General features: G+C 60.9%; 14 protein-coding genes and 1 pseudogene. 9 read left to right on the forward strand and 6 right to left on the reverse strand.

What is annotated here, in order from left to right:
* Positions 1 to 7: 7 nt before the first annotated feature.
* From AC1DZQ_RS14020 to AC1DZQ_RS14045, 6 genes and pseudogenes are all read left to right on the forward strand, one after another.
* Positions 8 to 991 (forward strand): hypothetical protein, encoded by a 984-nt coding sequence (locus AC1DZQ_RS14020; protein ID WP_476964103.1) that lies wholly within the window; start codon positions 8 to 10, stop codon positions 989 to 991.
* Positions 992 to 1,496: 505 nt separating this feature from the next.
* Entirely contained in the window at positions 1,497 to 2,741 is a 1,245-nt protein-coding gene (locus tag AC1DZQ_RS14025; RefSeq protein ID WP_476964104.1) for a class I SAM-dependent methyltransferase, read from the forward strand.
* Between the two features lie 10 nt (positions 2,742 to 2,751).
* Entirely contained in the window at positions 2,752 to 5,289 is a 2,538-nt protein-coding gene (locus tag AC1DZQ_RS14030) for a glycosyltransferase family 2 protein (RefSeq protein ID WP_476964105.1), read from the forward strand.
* Positions 5,290 to 5,570: 281 nt separating this feature from the next.
* Entirely contained in the window at positions 5,571 to 7,229 is a 1,659-nt protein-coding gene (locus AC1DZQ_RS14035) for a hypothetical protein (protein WP_476964106.1), read from the forward strand.
* Positions 7,230 to 7,459: 230 nt separating this feature from the next.
* Complete coding sequence (locus AC1DZQ_RS14040) at positions 7,460 to 8,284, forward strand: glycosyltransferase (RefSeq protein ID WP_476964107.1); 825 nt, start codon at positions 7,460 to 7,462, stop codon at positions 8,282 to 8,284.
* A 509-nt stretch (positions 8,285 to 8,793) separates the two neighbouring features.
* Positions 8,794 to 8,991 (forward strand): annotated as a pseudogene (locus AC1DZQ_RS14045) (transposase); the annotation flags it as partial.
* A gap of 44 nt (positions 8,992 to 9,035) precedes the next feature.
* Here AC1DZQ_RS14045 and AC1DZQ_RS14050 read toward each other — a convergent pair.
* A complete protein-coding gene (locus AC1DZQ_RS14050; protein ID WP_476964108.1) occupies positions 9,036 to 9,791 on the reverse strand; it encodes a DUF6270 domain-containing protein in 756 nt (251 codons plus the stop codon).
* Positions 9,792 to 9,987: 196 nt separating this feature from the next.
* On the opposite strand from AC1DZQ_RS14050, the gene AC1DZQ_RS14055 reads away from it, so the two are divergent.
* Positions 9,988 to 11,334 (forward strand): UDP-glucose dehydrogenase family protein, encoded by a 1,347-nt coding sequence (locus AC1DZQ_RS14055; RefSeq protein ID WP_476964109.1) that lies wholly within the window; start codon positions 9,988 to 9,990, stop codon positions 11,332 to 11,334.
* A gap of 141 nt (positions 11,335 to 11,475) precedes the next feature.
* Here AC1DZQ_RS14055 and AC1DZQ_RS14060 read toward each other — a convergent pair whose 3' ends face one another.
* The 5 genes from AC1DZQ_RS14060 to AC1DZQ_RS14080 form a co-directional block, all read right to left on the reverse strand.
* Entirely contained in the window at positions 11,476 to 12,324 is an 849-nt protein-coding gene (locus AC1DZQ_RS14060) for a glycosyl hydrolase (protein WP_476964110.1), read from the reverse strand.
* 284 nt (positions 12,325 to 12,608) lie between these two features.
* Entirely contained in the window at positions 12,609 to 13,331 is a 723-nt protein-coding gene (locus tag AC1DZQ_RS14065; protein WP_476964111.1) for a glycosyl hydrolase, read from the reverse strand.
* Positions 13,332 to 13,752: 421 nt separating this feature from the next.
* Positions 13,753 to 14,898 carry a non-hydrolyzing UDP-N-acetylglucosamine 2-epimerase gene (gene wecB, locus AC1DZQ_RS14070; RefSeq protein WP_476964112.1) on the reverse strand — a complete coding sequence of 382 codons (1,146 nt, stop codon included), beginning with the start codon at positions 14,896 to 14,898 and terminating at the stop codon, positions 13,753 to 13,755.
* 50 nt (positions 14,899 to 14,948) lie between these two features.
* Positions 14,949 to 15,218, reverse strand: a complete 270-nt coding sequence (locus tag AC1DZQ_RS14075; protein ID WP_476964113.1) for a hypothetical protein — start codon at positions 15,216 to 15,218, stop codon at positions 14,949 to 14,951.
* A 145-nt stretch (positions 15,219 to 15,363) separates the two neighbouring features.
* Positions 15,364 to 15,939 (reverse strand): YdcF family protein, encoded by a 576-nt coding sequence (locus AC1DZQ_RS14080; protein WP_476964114.1) that lies wholly within the window; start codon positions 15,937 to 15,939, stop codon positions 15,364 to 15,366.
* A 249-nt stretch (positions 15,940 to 16,188) separates the two neighbouring features.
* Between AC1DZQ_RS14080 and AC1DZQ_RS14085 the strand changes: the two genes are divergently transcribed.
* Both AC1DZQ_RS14085 and thiL read left to right on the forward strand, forming a co-directional pair.
* Positions 16,189 to 18,780, forward strand: coding sequence for a hypothetical protein (locus tag AC1DZQ_RS14085; protein WP_476964115.1), 2,592 nt, complete (start codon positions 16,189 to 16,191; stop codon positions 18,778 to 18,780).
* A gap of 149 nt (positions 18,781 to 18,929) precedes the next feature.
* Positions 18,930 to 20,009, forward strand: coding sequence for a thiamine-phosphate kinase (thiL, locus tag AC1DZQ_RS14090; RefSeq protein ID WP_476964116.1), 1,080 nt, complete (start codon positions 18,930 to 18,932; stop codon positions 20,007 to 20,009).
* Position 20,010 lies beyond the last annotated feature (1 nt).

A 20,010-nucleotide genomic window follows, 5' to 3' on the forward strand; every position in this document is an offset into this window, starting at 1 on the left:
AGAACCCGTGACCTTGCCGTCCACGACGCCCGACAACGCCAGGGATGAGCGGAACGCAGTCGAGATCCGCCGGTATGCATCTGCCAGCGATATCGACCATGAGGCGACTGAGCCCTATGAGTTCGTCGTCCCGGCCTCTTCCGGCGGGCCACTCGATATCGTCGCCTTGTACGCTCCCAAGGTATCCAGGACACTGCTCGTCAGCTTCCATGGCTCCTTGCAGCGATCTAAATTCCAATTGCCCCGTTTCGAATGGCGGAGGTCGCTTGCGCCATTCGACGCGGCCCAGCTCTTTATCGCCGATTCGACGCTGCACCTCAACAGGGCTATGGCGCTGGCCTGGTACATCGGGAATTCAGAGCAGGACTTCAGCTCGGACGTGGCTGACCTCATCAAGGACATCGCTACGGTCGCAGGGTACGACAGGATTCTGTTGACGGGCTCTAGCGGCGGTGGATTTGCCGCGCTTGCGGTTTCCCGCCAGATAGACGGGTCAGCGGCGGTCTGTTTCTCTCCCCAAACCCGCGTCGGGGACTACCGCAACTCCGTGGTCAGAGCGTTTTATCGCACCGCCTTCCCGGACATGGGGGGGTACGCCGCTGTCGAACGGGCCCACCGTTCACGATTCGACCTGCGCCATCTTTATGCAACGACGCCTGATATTAACTTTGTTCGGTTCGTTCAGAACACGCGGGATCCGGACCATTACAACAAGCACTACACGCCCTTCGCCGAGGCGCGTGGAGTTGTGCCATCATTGGGCGGGTTCGATGAATCCGGGCGGATCGAATTTGTTCCGCAGGAACAGCAGGAAGGCCATAAACCTCCCTCCCGGGGGCGGTTCCGAGCCAATCTACTTGAAGCCCACGCAGGGTTTTTCGGCGCAGAGCTCGTAGTCGCGGAAGACGAGGATGAAGAACCCCGTTCGCCGGTCTCCGGTAATAGGCGTCGTCGCGGCCTTCTTAGATTTTTGACCAGAAACAAGCACTGACGCACAAAATGGACAACGGCCTGCGGTCGCAAAATCTCGCCGACAGTGAATTGAGTCTCTCGGACGCATAGGCAGTCGGCCAGGTGAGAGCGGTCTGCGGTAGGCTAGCCAAGGAGAAGCTGGTTGGGGGCTATCGCTTCGGGGGCCTTTGCTACTGGTAGATGTCCGTAGTGCATTCGGTTGCGACGCCAACTCGGCTAGGCCGACGGCAGTAGGAATCGCCGCCTGTTGAGCGATCTGGTGGATGGTCCGAGTCGGAAAGAGACCCAAGGGTCACGTGCTCTGCGCGTCGTCAGGGGACAGCTTGCCGTCGAAGCGGCTGTATGAAAAGAAATGTTGAATACCCGCAATTGACCTACGTCTGTTGCGTGGTGAACTAGTTGGGACGTTGTCCGTGAGTCTGTTACGTAAATTGGGATATCGAGCGCGTGTCTTGGCCGCTGTTGTTGCCTTGGGCGGATTGATATCGGCAGGTTTGGCAGCCGTTGGGAACACCACAGTTCCGATGGCGTATATTGCCCTGTGCGTTATGGGATGCGTCCTCTTCGGTCTACTGGATCGAAGTGCCGAGCGTGAGAACCAAAAGGCGCATCGCCGGAATCTTGAGATATTGAACGGGGTCGCGGCCAATGTCGGGCGGATCAAGCTCGCCGAGGAGGCAGCCGCTCGCAATCTCGACGGGCTAAGGTCCGCACAGGATCGGATTCGACGCAAGCTCGAATTGGTGCGAACCGATCAGAAGTCAAGCGGTCTGTTGGTTGCTGGTACGCGCGACGCTCTGGCCGCACAGGGCAGGGAGCGGACCGCTGAAAGCAATCGGTTGCTCGGCCGGATCGATTTTGTCGGTCGCCGAATCAACGAGCAAACTCTCAAACAAGTTGCACTTCGTGACTCGGTGGCGAGCCTTGATGCATCCACCGACCGGCAAGTCACGTCCCTCGCTCAGCTACTAAGTGACATTGACGCTTTGGCGGAGCTTTCCAGGGCCTCATTCGACGCCGTCAATGAGAATATTTCAGTCACAGCCAGCGAGTCAGCTCATCGGGATAACGCGGCGTCGGTGGCCGTCAACGACATTCGGACCGGTGAACATTCGCGGTCATTGCGTAAGAAACTTGTTACGGACATGGCGTCCTTGCTCTCGTTGTACAGCTCCCATTCCGGTGACATCCATTCTGGGATTCCGGAGGGATGGTCGGCGCCGCCACGAGTCCTCGTAGAACTGACTCAACACATCCATGCGTCGGAAACACCGCCGTCGATTGTCGAATTCGGCAGCGGCACCTCAACTTACTGGATCGCCCGGGCACTGCAGCGGCGGGGTGGAGGAAAGCTCGTTTCATTTGAGCACCTTCCTGAATACTTCAATCGAACAAGGAATCTGCTTGTCGCCGCTGGCTTGGAGGACCATGTAGACCTACGCCTTGCTCCGCTGGTAGAGCAAGATTTCATGGGAAGGTCAATGCGCTGGTACCAGGGGTGGGAAGACCTCTCTTCCATCGACGTTGTATTTGTCGACGGACCGCCGCAGTCAACAGGTGAAGCTGCCCGCATGCCCGCAGCCGTGGCCCTCGCTGGAGCACTTAACCTCGGCGCAATCGTCTGCTTGGACGATGCTGATCGCGACGACGAGCGAGCGAGCATCGAAGCCTGGAAGAGCCTTGACTATTCGAATGGCTCCCTTGTGGAGGTGGGCCGGGTCGACCGGGCAGCCTTCTTTGAAGTTCAGCCGAACCAGACGCAAGCTTAGGAATCACTGAATGAATAACAAGTCAACCGCCATTGGTCCCATGACTAAGATCGAGGGCTACGGTGCTGACGCTGAGTACGCACGACGAATACTTAGGACCGGCCCGCAGCTGATGGAAACATTTGCGCTCCAGAACAAGTCTGTCGCGGCGAGGGGACCTCTGGCCAACGCCATAACCAACGGGCGAATGAATTACGACCAGCTCGTTACGGCTGTGCGGGCGACTCTCAGGACCAAGGAAGAAGGCCTTGCCGAGCGTTTCGCCAGCAAGCTGAACCCCAAGCCCCTCATAACTTTGGCCCGCATCGTTTCGGATCAGGCTCTTCTTCCTGAAGATCCGCATGATGCAGTCATGCTGTTCAAATTCGCCCTGTTTCATTATGGCAAGCAAAGGTTTCGCAAGGACGACCGGCTCGTAATGTTGGAGCAGTTGGGAGAACTTGGGTTTCGGACAGACGTAAAGAAATATTCGGCCATATTCGAAATATCCCAGTACAACGCTCATCAAATGGAGCTGTTGCTAGCCAACACTTACCGCCCATTTGATTCGGTGGGGGACAACCAAGCCGTCCTTTCGGCCTGGTTGGCACATACGAACAAGATGTATCTCGCCGACAACATGGAGCCGATTGATATTGTAGCCGGTCTCGGTGCTGCGATGGACCGCATAGCGTGTGCCGCTACGGAGTTCGTGGATGGCGGTCCGAAGGTAAGCGTCATTATCCCCACGTACAACTCCGGGCCCAGAATTTCGACAGCCATTAGCTCTCTGCTTGCGCAGTCTTGGCGGAACCTTGAAATCTTGATTATGGACGATTGTTCACCGGAAGAAAATAACGAGCACCTTTATCCGTGGGCGGATGTTGATCCCCGCATTCGAGTCATCAGGCTCCCCGAGAACCGAGGGACTTACAAAGCTCGCAACGTCGCAATGACCCAGTACGTGACTGGTGACTTAGTTACCGTTCACGACGACGACGATTGGTCGCACCCGCGCAAAATCCAAGTGCAGGTTGAGCATCTGCTGGAAAATCGCACGAGGATCGCCAATGTGTCCCTTCTTTCACGCGCAACCCCAGACTTGAAGTTCACCCGTATTAACAACAACCCTGTCTTCCTGCAACGTAACTTCTCGTCGCTCATGTTTTGGAAGGAAGCTGTAGTTCAGCACCTAGGTTACTGGGATCTGGTTAACCGTAGTTCTGACGCAGAGATGCATGATCGAATCACGTCTTTTTTCAATCAGCCCATCGAGACGGCAGGTTCGTCAGCGATGTCATTCCTCCGTGTGCGGGAGGATTCGCTCACGTCGGGCGAGATTTACAAGGGATACATCGACCAGCGCAGGCTCTGGTACCAGCGCGCCTCACGAGCCTGGCACACAGGCGAACTTTCCGCGGACGGGTCAGGATCCATCTATATCAGTGCCGACAACTCGAGTTCACGCGCTTTCAGGGCGCCGGTTGGAATGGTTGGCAGCAAGCAAGACCGGCAACGGCTTCAGTTGGATGTCATTTACGCGACCGACTTTCGCTTCCCGGGCGGCAATTCATCGATTTCGGCGGCTGAGGTCGAACTTCTCTTGTCTCGCGGATATCGTGTGGGATTGATGCAAATTGACTCCCCAGTGAATGCCAACCGCCTGCCGATACGGAAAAAATTCTTTGACCTGGCGCAGCACGACAATTGCTACGTCGTATCTCGGCTCGACCACGTCGATGTAGACCTTGTGATCGTCAGACACCCCAGCGTGTTGCAGTACATAGACCCATCACGATCTGATGTCCAGTGCAAGAACCTGGTTGTCGTGGTGAATCACGCTCCCTTTGGGCGTGACGGTAAGGAGTCCATCTACGATATGCGGGATGCGGTGCGGAATGCACGTTCAGTGTTTGGTGTAACGCCTGTGGTTTCGCCGGAGTCCGGCCTGATTCGGGGCTTGCTTCGCGGTCAGACACCACCGTCTGTTTTGTCACGGTTTAATTGGAACGGAACGGTTGCAACCCCCGATCGAGAACCACGGACCGGAGACCCATTGCGTGCTCCCGTCATCGGTCGGCACGCCCGGGATCATGCGCAAAAATGGCCCAAGGACCGCGCTGTACTGGAAACGGTGTACCCGGTGACAGGGGAGCACGACATTCGGATCTTGGGTGGGGCCGATCATGCCGTTGAAGTGTTGGCGGGAGAATCGCCAGCTTGGAAGGTCTACGAATTCGGTTCGATGGAACCATCGGACTTCCTTGAGGAACTTGATTTCTGGGTCTATTTCCACGACGACAACTTAGTCGAGTCGTTCGGAATGTCGACTGCAGAGGCCATCGCCAAGGGACTCGTCGTGATACTTCCCAAGTATATGCAGGAGACTTTTGGTCGCGGCGCACTTTATGCCGACCCGCATGAGGTCTGGCAACTTGTCGACCGAGTGTGGGGAAACCCGGAGTTATACCGTGCTCAGTCCGAACTAGCGTTGGATCATGCGCGGAAGAACTTCAGTGAGGATGCCTTCTTCACTCGCGTCGGTTTGTTCTTGGAGGATGAAGATTAAGCCAAGCGGGACAAACGGAACCTCCACCGAAGGCAGTTTGTCTCGATGGTGATCGTCCGTAGGCACCTGCGCGCGACACGTGAACATTCTCGATAGCGCTTTGTTCGATAGAATCAACCAAAGTTGAATCCCAAATCATTAGGACAGTTGGTACCACATTGCAATCGGCTCCTGTCATTTACTGGTCCGCTGGTCCACAGCCAGCGCTCGATGGCTTTCAGATCATTCCTGGCGTCTACGCCGTCGGCGCGGCTCGGACGTCGATAGCATCGACGCGATCCGTGATCGGCTCGCACGGCACCGGAGTTCTCAGAGGGCGCCTGATTAGTGATCTGGAATCCGCTTCTGTTGCCCACAGCGAGCTACGAAATATTCCGCTGAAACGCCTTGGTCAAGAGATGCGTGGATCTTTGACAATCTACGTATATGACTCCCCGAATAAGTCAGTGAGTATCCTTCCTGACCCGCTCGGAGGTGGCCTCGTTTTCCGGCACGAAGACAACGACGGGGTGGCGGTTTCGTCAGACTTGGCGGCTCTTGTTTCGTTTCTCAAGTTGATCCAGAAGAACCCCAAGAAGTCGTTGGAGTATGTGGCATCGCTTGTGGCGACAGGCAGTGGCGGGCTTGTAGATAGCAGCTATGAGGACATCAGTGTTCTGCCGCAGTTCACTTACATGGAGTTCACCCAGGACGCAGCAAGGACTCTCGAGTATCCGGCCAAAGAGGGTTTCTTCCACAGCAGAGAATCTTACGAGGACTCAATTGAAATCGCTCGGATGGAGATCCTTGCAAACGTTGAAGCCCTTTCGCAAGCAGTAGCAAAGCGCAAAGTCGCCCATCTTACGGGCGGAATCGATTCCCGAATGGTTCTTTCGGCGATCCTCGCATTGGGTGAGAAGGACGCTTATTCGTATTTCTGCTCGGGAGGGACTAATGAACCCGACCAGGTTGTCGCCCAAAAGGTAGCCCTTGAGTACGGCCTGACCATGACCGAAAACAGTGGAGTCGACTCCGCTTTCATACCCGAGACCCTTGAAGAGCAACTACTTTGGGGGTTTCAGCACACCGCTGGGATAAACTCTGGCGTCACGCACAAGGGCAACGTGAATAGCGGGACCATCATCCTTGGGGGCGGCTACGGGGAGTTATTCCGATCTTTCTATAACCGAGGCGAATCCTCGGAAAAAGACATTGATGATTTGGCCGAACACATGTTCGGCTCGTTGGCCTTTTCCCAGGACCTGGGCAAGAGACTGCTATCGGACCAGTCGGTCGGTATAGCAAAAGTTCGTCTTCAAGCGGCCATTGATGAAGCTGACGTCAACGGCGTGCGGAAGGACGCTCGACTGGATTACGTTTACATGGCGCGCAGGAATCGGTACTTCATCGGTGAGATTGCCCGCGGTCATGCATCGTCAGGTGCGCGGGTTGATCCGCTCTATTCTCTCGCCGGCGCATCGCTTGGACTCCGGGTCGACGCTGCACGCCGGCATGCAAACGTGATCGGGTTCGACCTCATGGAAAGCATGGCGCCGGGCCTGTCGTCATATCCATTCGACTATGACCGGTTCAACGAAGCCTTCCTAGACTTGCGTGGTCAGCCCAAGCGCAGGCACTTTGCCCAGGAGGGAAAGCCGACGTACGACCGGGCAATCAAACTTGTGCCCTCAAATGTCGACAGGGTCGACGGTTTCAAACCTTCGCAGGCGGACAAGGATCGGGCGCTGAAGCTTAACATGCAGACCCGCCTTGCGACGCAGTTTCCGGCTGTTAGAGACGGTCTGCGCGAAATTGTGGCGAGCATCCCGAGTGACCAGTTCGACGGAGCCTTCAGCCGGACGGCGCTTGCGAAATTAATCAGCCGGGAACCGACGCATCGCGCTTACTACCGGACGGCCAGGGACCTTTATGCGGGACTTCTTTGGTATGCGAAGGGATAGTTGGTTGGGGCCGCCCTCCGTGTGAATTTTTGGTCCTGCAGGGGCGATGCTAATCGCATAGGTCGGCGGAGTATCTCGAAACCCATCGGTCTCGGACTTCAACTAGCCGCATGCCGCATGCCGCATGCCGCATGCCGCACGCCCCTCGGCTCGAAGTCTGCCTTAGGATGCATTCGGACGGATGTGCATGGATGACTAATACGCTCACTACGGCAAGAAAGAATGGCCAGATGACGACCAACAAGTTCTTTGGGGTAACACGTTTTAGTATCTTCCTCCCCGGTTCGGGGGCATGGGAGGCAACCCGGGACGATTCATTGCAGGACCCGGATGCCCTGCACAAGTACCTTTACAGCGATGCGCGTATGACGCCGCGCCTGCGAATCTTCAAGGACTATGCGGTGCCCATCTATGCCCGCTACGCGGCGAAGTACGACTTCCAGCATATCGTCCAGTACTCCGAAGAAATGCCGGGGAAATGGAAGAACGAATTGAAGGCACTCGCGGCGCGCTATTCGTTCATCGTGCTTAACTCCGACAAGGAATATGCGCTCTCGCCCCGCTCGCTCATGGAGAAGATACTCCGAGAACGGGCCGCGGATTCGTCCCTCGTGGCATGGTTCAGGATTGACGATGACGACTTGCTCAGCACCGATTTTGTTGACCGTCTAAACGCCCACACCACCCCCGGCAACCAAGGAAAGGGTGTGTCTTTCGGGTTTGGATACCTCGGTCTGTACCAAGCCGAGGGGGGATTCAGTGACTTCCGCGAACTTCACAGGACAATGCTCGCACAGGGTCAGGCGTTCATCGGCGCGTACGATGCCGGGGCTGGCATCCTCTCGTTTCCCAAATCAGGGAACCACCGGACGAGTGATCGATTGGCACCCTTCATCGTTGACTCCCGGCATCCGGTATTCATCTGGACGCACCACGACGGGCAGGACACCCGTCTCAACGACACCGCAGACGGGCAAGCAAAATCACACTTGGCGAAATTCAAACCGGCTAGCAACATGGACGAAGTCAGAAAGCTCTTCCCCACGCTGGCCTGACCCAAGGTATCGAGGCATCACTCACCGAGTGCATCGATTGTGACCATGAATGATTTCCCTTGGCCCGAAACATTGGGCCTCGCGACAACCGGCTCACACTCTCTTGACTGAGCCTGTCAGAAGAACCTCCGCTTGGACCAGGGCATCTCGACCGGTCCGGCGACGGGAATGTCATGGGGGGCGTTGGGACCGGCAAGAACGCACGCGAACTGCCGATCACCCCACACGAGTGGCAGCCGGCCTCGGCCGTTTAGTCAAAGCGGATCCGTCAGTAACTAAGTGACGCCGTAGTCAGGCAGGTTGAAGTGGCTGCGGCAGCATCAGCGCACCGGGAAGTAAAGCTCGGTCAAGGCTCGTAGTCCTGTCATCGATGAATATATTAAGAACATCCATCAAAAACAGAGCTCCGGGCCCACGCGTTTAGAGACACAAGCCCGCGTTCACCACGAACCGCGGAGAGCCGCGAAAGGGGAAATCAAGATCCTGGTTGAAGATGTCGGACGCCGGGACGCAACAAGCTCTGTCGCACCTTGTGCCGGTGTTGGAAGGGAATTGAGGTCCTCGCCTTCACCGGCGTCATCACCGGAAAGGTCGAGGCGAACAACGCCGGGATCAAACACATCCAACGCACCGCCCCCGGCTACCGCAACGGCGGGAACTGCAAGTCTATTGTCTTCATGGCCAGCACCGTACGGACGGCCCCATGACACTCAACGAGAATGCCGCATGCCACGAACAACGAAGAGCTAAGTCAGGCAGGCGCGCTGGCTGTAGTGCCTGCAAACAAGCGTTCCAGTTCTCCGACGATGTGCATGTAGGTCGCATCCGTGAAATGGAAAGGCGCCATCCCCCACTTATGAGTCGACTTTCCCGCGCTTAGAGCGGCGGGCGTGATGATTTGCTCGAGCCCTGACTCTTCTAGGACGTCGTAGTAGCGTTGCGCCGCCTGGTTGAACACGAGGCCAGCCTCGAGCGTATTTCCCAAATCATCGACCTCTGCCCACTCCGTATGCATGACGCGTACTTTCGGAAATAGGCCGGAATTTGTCAAGTCGTCGAGAACGCTACGGCAACTATCTTCCCAAATTTTGAAATGATCGTCATTGCCGAATTCAAGGATTCGGCCGAACTTATGCGCACCCTTGTAGTGGCCGGCATTGACATGGTTCACATTTCGGGTCACATACCCGCTCGATTGGACCTGCACGACGCCTAGTCTCTCGTCGGTTATGTCCCACAGGATCAAATCGCTCTCAGCGCCGTGCATAAGAATCTTCCTCATGGCTCCGCCGCTCACATCGAGTTCATACATCCTGCGCTGGAATGCAGACTTGATGCTCGCGAAATCGAAGTCCTTGGGATTGCATGGATTGCAAGCGCTTATAAGGGATTGTCGGGCTACGTATCCGTTGAGCGTAATAGAAGGTGGCATGAACTCCATTGCGTCGCGGGTGACGCAGCTTCCGTAAATGAAGATGTTCTTGGAAGTGCCCGGCAATGAAGTCATGGAGGAATTCTACCGGTGACTGCCGGCCTCAGACGCACGAGTCCCCTTCGTGCCGTGTTGGCCCATATCGGGTACCAGACGTAAGGAGGATCACTCGATGTGAACCGTTCCCAAACACGCGATAGGATGGCACGGTTTGGTCACATCCACCACGTGGCCGGTTCGTGCACCACAACGGTGCTACAGAGGGGGACTAGTGACACTACGACTAACCGTTATCGGTACGGGATACCTCGGCGCGACCCATGCGGCCTGCATGGCTGAACTGGGATTCGAAGTCCTGGGCGTCGACGTCGATAAAGAGAAGATCGACAGCCTTAGCCGGGGCGAACTGCCCATTCACGAGCCTGGTCTGCCCGAACTCCTGCGCAAGCACACAGAGTCCGGCCGCCTGCGCTTCACCACCTCGTTTGAAGAAGCCGGCGCCTTCGGTGACGTGCACTTCATCGCCGTCGGCACCCCGCAGCGGGCAGGTGAGCACGCTGCCGACATGACGTACGTGGACGCATCGGTTGCTGCGATTGCCCGAGCCGCCACGAAGGACTCTCTGATCGTCGGCAAGTCCACCGTTCCGGTGGGCTCCGCGCGTCGCCTGAAAGGCCTTGTCGCCGAAGAGTCGCGCGACGGCGTGACGGTCAACTTCGCCTGGAATCCCGAGTTCCTGCGCGAGGGCTTCGCCGTGGAGGACACTCTGCGTCCAGACCGCCTGGTCATCGGCGTAGATTCCGCGGCCGCTGAAAAGACTCTGCGTGAGGTCTACGCCGACGCCATCAGTCGCGAGACTCCGTTCATCTCCACGGACTTCGAGACGGCTGAACTGGTGAAGGTTGCAGCCAACGCCTTCCTGGCAACCAAGATCTCCTTCATCAACGCTTTCTCAGAGGTCACTGAGACCGTGGGCGGCAACATCCGGACGCTGGCCGACGCGATCGGTCTCGATGCCCGCATCGGCCGCCGGTTCCTCAATGCTGGCATCGGCTTCGGCGGCGGCTGCCTGCCCAAGGACATCCGGGCACTCCAGGCACGGGTCTCCGAACTCGGCCTGGACAGCACCATGCGGTTCCTGAACGAAGTCGACGAAGTCAACCTCCGCCGCCGTGACCGTGCCGTCCACGTCGCTGAGACGCTGTTGGGCACCGTGGACGGCAAGCGCGTCGCCGTTCTCGGCGTCTCGTTCAAGCCCAACAGCGACGACGTTCGCGACTCGCCGGCCCTGGACGTGGCGGCACGGCTCTTCAACAGCGGAGCGGACGTCAGCGTCTACGACCCCGCTGCCAATGCCAACGCTGCGAAGCGGTACCCGCGACTGAACTACGTGGATTCCCTGGCGACAGCCGTCGCGGACGCCGACTTGGTCATGCTGCTGACCGAATGGTCCGAATTCGTGAGCATCGACCCCACGGAGTTGGCGGCAGCGGTGTCGCACAAGCGCATGTTTGACGGCCGCAATGTCCTGGACCACGAGAAGTGGAATGCTGCCGGCTGGGACATCGTCTCGCTCGGCCACAAGAGCGAACTGCTGGAACTCGCCGCAGCCAACTAGGGGCACGCCGGCGTAGAAGCTATTACAGCAGCAACAGCAAAGGATCCCACCAGATTGAACGCCCTGGTGGGATCCTTTCGGCTTTATCGGGCCTAGACCGGGTCATATGAGGTCCGGTTGCTGCCAGAGGCTGTCAGCGCATCACAGGGACGCGTACAGCCTGCCTGTGCTCGTCAGGGTTCCGTTCGTGTGGAACAGGGCCGAGCATCCCATTTTCGGGTCCAGGGCCGGCCTGGTCTTCCAGGCGAAGCGTTCCACGAACGGCATCGCACGCAAACCCGCCACGGTGGCACGCATGAAGTCCTCAGTCTGGGCCCGGGAGTAGATGCTGGGCCGGGTCGACGTGGCGTCCCAGTCAGCCACTGCATATTCAGTCACCCAGACCGGCTTGCCGTACCTCTCGTGCAGTTCCGTGACCTTGCGGAGGAAGTCGTCCGCCTTGGGCCAGGCATATCGGTGCATGGTCATGAAATCGACCCGCAGCCCCTTCTGCTTGGCCTTCGCCATGAAGTCCGCAAGCCAGGGGCTCGCCGTACCCGCAGGCGCCGGGGATCCAAGCCGCAGCCCGGTCGCCTGTAGTTTGGGCCACAGGCGGATGGCCTCGTCCACGGACATGTTGGCTTGGGCGCGGTTGTCCGGCTCGTTAAAGCCCAGCAAGTGCTTGGTCTTCGTTTGGGCCAGTTGGCGCGTAACCCAGCCGATGGCGTCCTGCTCCAGCAGGGTCCTGGCGCTCTTGACCATGGGGACAAATGCAGGGCTGGTGGTGACGTTGTAGTGCGATCCCCAGGTGTAGTGCCAGTCCAGCTTGAGGCTCCTGATTTGCTGGAGCGCCAGGGCGTCCTTCCCGCCGTGCCCGAATCCCTTGAGGGTGTCAGCGGGCAACGTGATGGACGGGACGGTTGGGATTCCTGCCGGAGCCGTAGCTGCCTGGGCGGGTCCCGCGTTGGCGGCGAGCAGGGCGCCCGGCGCTGCCATTGCGGCCAGGGGCATGGTGAGAAACTTACGGCGTTCCATGAGTTCCGTTCGTGGAAGGTTGGCTGGGGCTCCATGACTGGTGCAGAGATGCGAAGGCCAGGGCGTGCCCGTCCCTGTGGATTCCGCGCACTAATGGCGACGTCGATGAGTGACTGCTCTGGCCTGTGTGGTCTCTGATTCAGTTGTGGCTGGAGTCAACTTAGCAGGGGGAACGCCCAGGAAAGCCCCGGCAATACACAGGAAATGCGCAGTTTTCTGCACGGCCTGCAGCGGCCCACGTCGTTGGGTGGAGGCGGCCCCTAGAGGGACCGGTACAGCTCACCTGTGGGGGAGAGGGAACCGTCAGCGCGGAGCAGGGCGGAGGCACCCATGATGGGATCGTCATGGGCCCTGGTCTTCCAGGCGAAGCGCTCCACGAATGGCATCTCCCGGAGCCCGGCGACGGTCTCGCTCATGAACGCCATGATTTCCTTCTCCGTGAACCGGGTGGGCGACTTTGCAGTGGCCTTCCAGTCGGCCACGGCGAATTCGGTGATCCAAATCGGCTTCCCGTAGCGTTCATGCAGTTTCTGCACGTTTCTGAGGAACGAGTCTGCACGGGGCGGCGCATAGTGATGCATCGTGACGAAGTCCACCCGCAGGTCCTTCGCAGCGGCGGCGTCCATGAACTGCTTGAGCCAATCGCCGAGGGCCTGAACCGGCGCCGGAGACCCGAGCCTGAGACCGGCTTCTTCCAGCTGGGGCCACAGCTTAATGGCCTTGCGGGCAGACATGTCCGCCTGGCCCTTATGGTCGGGTTCATTGAAGCCAAGAAGATGCATGGCGCGGGAGACCTCACGCTCCGACCGGATTTCCGCAATGGCCTTGTTCCGCAGGGTTGATTTCCCCCAGACCATTGGCACGAATTCAGGGACCGGGCTGGAGGCGAGCCGCAGGGCCGGGTAGTCAGCGCCCCACGTGTAGTACCAGCCGACATCGAGGGCATCCAGTTGCTTCGCGCCGAATTCCTTGATTCCAGTCATGCCGACACCCTTAAGGCCAGTCTTCGGCGTTGATGGGGTGACGAGTGGTGTTGGCGGGGATGCCTTGGGGGTTGGGGAGACTTTAGGCGTCGGAGAGACTTTGGGCGTTGGCGGAATGGCCGGGGCCGACGTGACGTGCGGTGCGGGTGCTGGCTCGGGGGTGCAGGCGGCCAGGGCGGCTGCACCGACGGCGAGGGGAACGGTGAGGAACGTCCTGCGGTCCATGTGCACCCCCTGGCGCTGCGGCGGAATCGGGCCCGAATCCAGGGGAGCCAGATCCGTGGTCGGAGAACGCAATTCCGGCAACCCGCATCCTTGCCTGTTGAATACTTATTGTTTCACGAAACGCCCCTCGTGTTCGACGTGTTTTCCGAGGTCAGGCGGGTCTGCAGAGGCTTCTGCGGGCAGTCGTGAGGCGCGCCTAGGCCCCGCTGAACTCCGCGCTCCGGTAGCCGACGCCCAGCAGCTCTTCGATGGCGGCGACCGTGCGGGCTGCAGCCTTGCCGTCGCCGTAGGGGTTCACTGCATTTGCCATGGCGGCAAAGTGCGCGGGATCGCGCAGGAGGCGGGTCACTTCGGCAACAATCCGTTCTTCGTCGGTGCCGATCAGCTTGACGGTGCCGGCTTCAAGGGCCTCGGGCCGCTCGGTGTTCTCCCGCATCACCAGAACCGGCTTGCCGAGGCTGGGGGCCTCCTCCTGCACTCCGCCGGAGTCTGTCAGGACGATGTGCGCCCGGGACAGCATCCGGGTGAATTCGCCGTAGGCCAGTGGTTCCGTGACCAGCACGTTGGCCTTGCCCTCCAGTGCGGGAAGCACTGCCTCGCGTACTACGGGATTCTTGTGGGCGGGCAGCACGATCATGAGGTCCGGTTCGGCGTCGGCAATCCGGGCCAGAGCCCGCCCCACGCTGCGCATGGATTCGCCCTGGTTTTCGCGCCGGTGCGTGGTGACCAGGAGGATCTCACGGCCGCTGGCGGCCAATTCTTCCAGCCGGGGGTCCGTGAAGGGGAGCTGCTTGTCCACCGTGGCGAGCAGGGCATCGATCACAGTGTTCCCGGTCACCACGATGTCCTCGGCGCTGATGCCTTCCCTGAGCAGGTTTGCCTTGCTCGTGGAGGTGGGCGCCAGGTGGAGCCGGGTGATCTGGCTGGTGATCTTGCGGTTGGCTTCCTCGGGGAACGGCGAGAGCAGGTCACCGCTGCGCAGCCCGGCCTCGACGTGCACCACTGGGATGCCGTGGTAAAACGCAGCGATGGCTGCGGCGGTGGAGGTGGTGGTGTCGCCCTGGACAACGACGGCGTGCGGACGAGTCGCGGCGAACAGCTTTTCCAGCCCGTCGATGGTCCGCGTCATGATGGCCGACAGCGACTGCCCATGCTGCAGGATGTTGAGGTCATGATCCGGAACAATGCCGAACAGCTCGTTGACCTGGTCCAGCATTTCGCGGTGCTGTCCCGTGACCGTCACGATGCAGCTGAAGAGCGGAGACTCCTGCAGGGCACTGACGATCGGCGCCATCTTGATGGCTTCCGGCCTGGTTCCGAAGATCGGCATGATGCTGTGCATGGTTTTTCCCCAAGGGTGTGCGAGCGGTTGCTAAGGTTTGAGGCCCGGCTTCAGCCGAGCAGCAGGGCCAGCACGATTGCCGGCAAGGCGATGGCGACAAAGAGAACGGCCACAAGGGCCACCCGCCGTTTGCGCCGGTACTGCTTGTCGCGGGCGAGTTGCTGGGCTTCTTTGTCCTGGACTGCACTGACCGGGTCTTCGGCATCCTGCTTTGCAGGGTCCGAGTGTGCAACGTCGCGGTCTGCGGGAGCCGGCGGTTCCTTGAGGGGAATCGGTTCCGCTCCGGGCACCAGGAGGGCGTCCGCGATCTCCGTGTGCATGCGCCGTCTGCGTAGGTGCCGCGGCGCGGCAACCAGCGGGGGAGGGCTGTCGGGAGAGTGTTCCAGCATGTCCTCCTCGCGTCGGTCAGATGCCCGAACCGGCTGACCAGTTCAACCGGATGAGGTTCAATTGTTACATTTCCGCTCACCGATTGGCGCATTCTGGCCTGAGGGAAACGTCTACTAGGCCTCCGGTTTCGATCACAAACCGCCGGAGCCATTGGCCCAAATCCAGGTCCGGATGAGAGGCAACCATCTGTACGTCCGCCGTCGTGCACTGCCCAATCAGGCGCCCGGCACGGGTGACGTGGTAGCTGGAGGTCACAACCGTGACGGACTTCCAGCCGTTGGCCTCGATCAGCCGGGAGATAGCCCGCGCTTCCCCCCTCGTGTCCAGGTCCGGGGGCCGGAAGCAGATGACGCTTGGGTTCGGAAAGACTGCTGAATTGCAGGCCTCATCCGCCGCACGGTTGCCGAACGTGTCCGTGTGCGAGATCACCAGGACCGGAATGTGAAATTCGGACTGGATCTGCCGGGCCACGGGAAGGCGCTCGGTGGCCGCGCCGCCGAGCATGATGACGGCGTCCGTCCGGTGCACGCTGAGCGGATCCACGTTGACGAAGAGTTGAACGGCGATGATTAGCCACAGCATGAGGCCGCCGACGGCGAAGGCGAGCACCCTGCGGGTGGCGGTATTCACCGCGGCGACGGAAGGAGACACGGCTAAGAGTTTGGCACGTGCCATTCAGGTGGCGAAATGGTGCGCCGGTGCTGCGCAAAAACTTGCAAAGAAGAATGCGTGATGCAGTTGTGATTTTGGAGATCAAAGTTACTGGGGTGATAGATGTGAATTGCCGTTTATGCTGTATGCAACTTACGTCGCTCCCACCAACAGGTCTCCACCTTCGGTCTCACCCTTAAGCGAGCAATTTTGCGAAAACTAAACATAGCGGCAACCTTGATTGCCGCCGTGATGCTGGCAGCAACCTTGCCGCAGGCCGCCGTGGCCGCTGTAGAAGTACCGGCGTCGGCGTCCGCTGTGGCTCCGGGCGCGGCGTCTCTTGGTGCCGTTCCGGCGGTCTCGGATCCGAGCCCCCAGGTGCAGGTGGACGACTTTGTGCGCCCGGAACCGCCAGCAGGCAGGGCCAAGTCCGAATACACCTACGTCAGCGCGCCGCTGGCCGGCACGTTGAAAACCACCTTGGTGACGGTGCAGCTGGCCGACAAGTCTGCAGCCGAGACGGACGCGGCCGTCCCCATGGCGGCGGCGAAGGCATCGCTCAGCGCGGCAAACCGCTACTGGGCCTACGCCACCGCGGGCCGGGTGGACATTGCGCTGAGCTCATCACGTCAGCTGCACAAGTCAGCGGCGAAATCCACCCAGTCGCCGTCGCAGATCGTGGACATCGTCTCCCAGGAGCTGGGCTGGACGCAGAGTTCCTATACGGCACTGGTCATGTTCATCCCCGGTGCCTACCTCACAAACGGCGCCGCGGGCATGACCTACAGCAACGGCAACATTGGCGGCCGCATCCTGATGCCGCAGAACAGCCGGCTCTCCACGCCTGTCCTGTCACATGAGTTCGGGCACGCCCTTGGCATGGACCATGCCAACAGCCTGCTGTGCGGCAGCGGCGCCATGGACGTGGCTTCCGGGCCTTTCGCCGGGTTTGCGGATGCCTCCTGCAGCATCAAGACCTACGGCGACAACCTGGACCTGATGGGCATCTCGCACTTCGACGAGATGCCGGAAATCAGCGCGAGTTTCTGGGAGATGGGCCGGTTCGGCAACGGTAACGAGATCGCCAACCTGGGCACGTTGTCCGTCCCTCGAACGGTGACGCTCAAGCCTTGGGCCGGAACAGGTGCCAGCCGCGCCGCGAAGTTCACTGACCCGAAGTCCGGCGAGGTGTATTTCCTGGAACTCCGGACCGCCGTGGGCTATGACGCCGTGATTGCTCAGGCCGGAAACCGCGGCGTGAAGATCACCCAGCAGGGCGGAGGAAACTCCTCGATCCTGCTCCCGCCCGATACCCGCGCATCGGCCTTCAACGGCTACTACAGCAACACCCAGGCCTGGCAGGCCGGGCAGACGTTTACCACGCACGCCGGCACCAAGGTCAGCATCGATTCGGTCAGCAACACCGCGGCCACTGTAACCATCCGCCCGCCCGGGGCGCCCGCCAAGGGCTACGTTGACTCGATGGCCATCACCAGGTCCGGCACCACTGCCCGCCTGGACGTCGCCGGCTGGGCGTACGACTCCGCCAAGTCCTCCGAATCGTCCACCGTCCACATCTATGTGACGCCGCCCGGCGGTACTGCAACGGGCTACCCCGTGGCGGCCAATCAGGCCCGCCCGGATGTCAACCAAATCATGCAGGTGACCGGCAACCACGGGTTCACCCGCTCCTTCAACCTGACCACCGCCGGCGTATATAAGGTCTGCGTTTACGCCCTGGGCAGTGTCGAAACCGTGGATCTGGGCTGCCGGTCCCTGACCCTGGCCGGGTCGGCGCCCACGGCCGGTTACCTCGAGTCGATGGCACTCACCCGGGTCAGCGGGGTGACAGTGCTGCGGGCGACGGGCTGGAGCTACGATCCCGGGACGCCCACCGCGTCCATCCCGGTCCACCTATACGTGACGGACCCGGCGGGCAAGACGACGACGAAGGCCATCACCGCCAACAAGAGCCGCGCTGACGTCAACCAGGTGATGTCCGTGACCGGAAGCCACGGCTTCACCTCGGACATCCCCGTGACCATGAGCGGACAGTACAAAGTCTGCGCCTACGGCCTGGCCGTTACGCCGCTGAGCCAGGGCAACAGCCTCCTGGGCTGCAAATCCCTGACGCCGCGGGCCACGCCGGCGCCGGCCGGCTTCCTGGAGGGCACGGCAGTCAAGACGGACGCGGCGACGGCGACCATCACCGTGACCGGCTGGAGTCTGGATCCCGGAACTCCGGCAGCCTCCATCCCGGTGCACCTCTACGTCACCGACCCCAAGGGAGTGACCAAGAGCACCGCCTACACGGCCAACCAGGCGCGCGCGGACGTCAACCAGGTCATGGGGACCGCCGGAAACCACGGTTACCGGGTGGCGCTGCCGGTCAAGACGCCGGGCAGCTACAAGATCTGCGCCTACGGCATCGCCGTCAGCATCTTCCCGCTGGGCAACAGCCTCCTGGGCTGTTCAACCGTAGGGGTTGCGGCCACCCCCGCGCCGATCGGGTACTTCGAGTCCGTCAAGGTCCAACTCGGCGGGACGGGATCCGCGCTTGTGGCCAGCGGCTGGGGACTGGACCCGGGCATGACGCGGGCGAACATTCCCATCCACCTCTACGTCACGTCCCCCGACGGCACCACGAAAGGCACGGCCTATGTGGCCAGCCGCTACAGGGCGGACGTCAACTCAATCTTCCAGGTCTCCGGCAACCACGGCTACCGGATTGTCATTCCCGTGACCAAACGCGGCGTCTACACCGTGTGCGCGTGGGGACTCGGCGTAGCCGGGATGTCGTCCGGCAACACCCAGTTCGGCTGCCTCAAGGCCACCTACTAGCAGGCTCAGGCCAGTGTCGTTCCCAGCCGCAACCACCGTTCGGCGGCGTCGGCGAGGGGCCGCAACCGCCGTTCTGTGGTGTCGGTCCCTCGCGGTAGCGTAGGGCTGTGCCTGAAACTCCCGTGCCTGAAACTGTGCCTCAACCTCCCGTGCCTGAAGCTGCGCCCGAAACTCCCGTGTCCGGACCCCTGCCGGCGGACGTCTTACTGACCGTCGCCGGGCTCTCGGAGTCCCAGCTGCTGGCGCGCATCTTCCCGCGGCTGACTGTCGCAGAGCCCAATGGGCCAGCGGCGGGGTCGTACCTGCTGCTGGGTCCGGGGGATGACGCCGCGATTGTCGCCGCACCGGACGGACGGATCGTGCTGAGCATCGACACCCAGGTGGCGGACCAGGACTTCCGGCTCGAATGGAACAACGGCTACCGGACCAGCGGGTACGACGTCGGCTGGAAGGCCGCGGCGCAAAACCTCAGCGACATCAATGCCATGGGCGCCCGGGCCACGTCCCTGGTGGTGAGCCTGACCATGCCGCCGGAGACCCTTGTCTCCTGGGTGGAGGATTTCGCGGACGGCCTCGTCGCCGGGATCCGGGGGCTGGGGGCTCCGGCCTGCGCAGTAGCGGGCGGCGACCTCGGCCGCGGCCGCGAACTGGCGGTCAGCGTCGCGATCCTGGGGACCCTTGACGGCAAGGAGCCCGTCCTGCGTTCCGGTGCCCGGCCGGGGGACACCGTGGCCCTGGCGGGAACAGTGGGCCGGGCCGCCGCCGGGTTGGCGCTGCTGGAGTCGGACGTCCGAGTGGGCGACCTCACCGCGGGGCAACGCTCACTCATGGACACCCAGTGCAGGCCGCAGCCGCCGCTCGCGGCCGGACCCCTGGCGCGCGAGGCCGGCGCGTCGGCCATGATGGACATTTCGGACGGCCTGGTCCGGGACGGAAACCGCATGGCGGCCGCCAGCCGCGCGGTGCTGAACCTGGAAGCCGCCGCACTGAAGGAGCTGGCCGCCCCGCTGCTGCCGGCGTCGGAGCTGTTGGGGGCAGACCCGATGTCCTGGGTCCTCGGCGGCGGTGAAGACCACGGACTGCTGGCCACTTTCCCCGCAGGGGTTCCGCTCCCTCCCGGGTTCACTGCGATAGGCTCGGTAGAGGCCCCTGCACCAACCGAAAGCACGGGAGTAACGATCGCGGGCAGGCCCGCTGACGCTGTGGGATGGGATCACTTTGCAGACTAAG

This window comes from Arthrobacter sp. P1_C12_2, assembly GCF_056406415.1.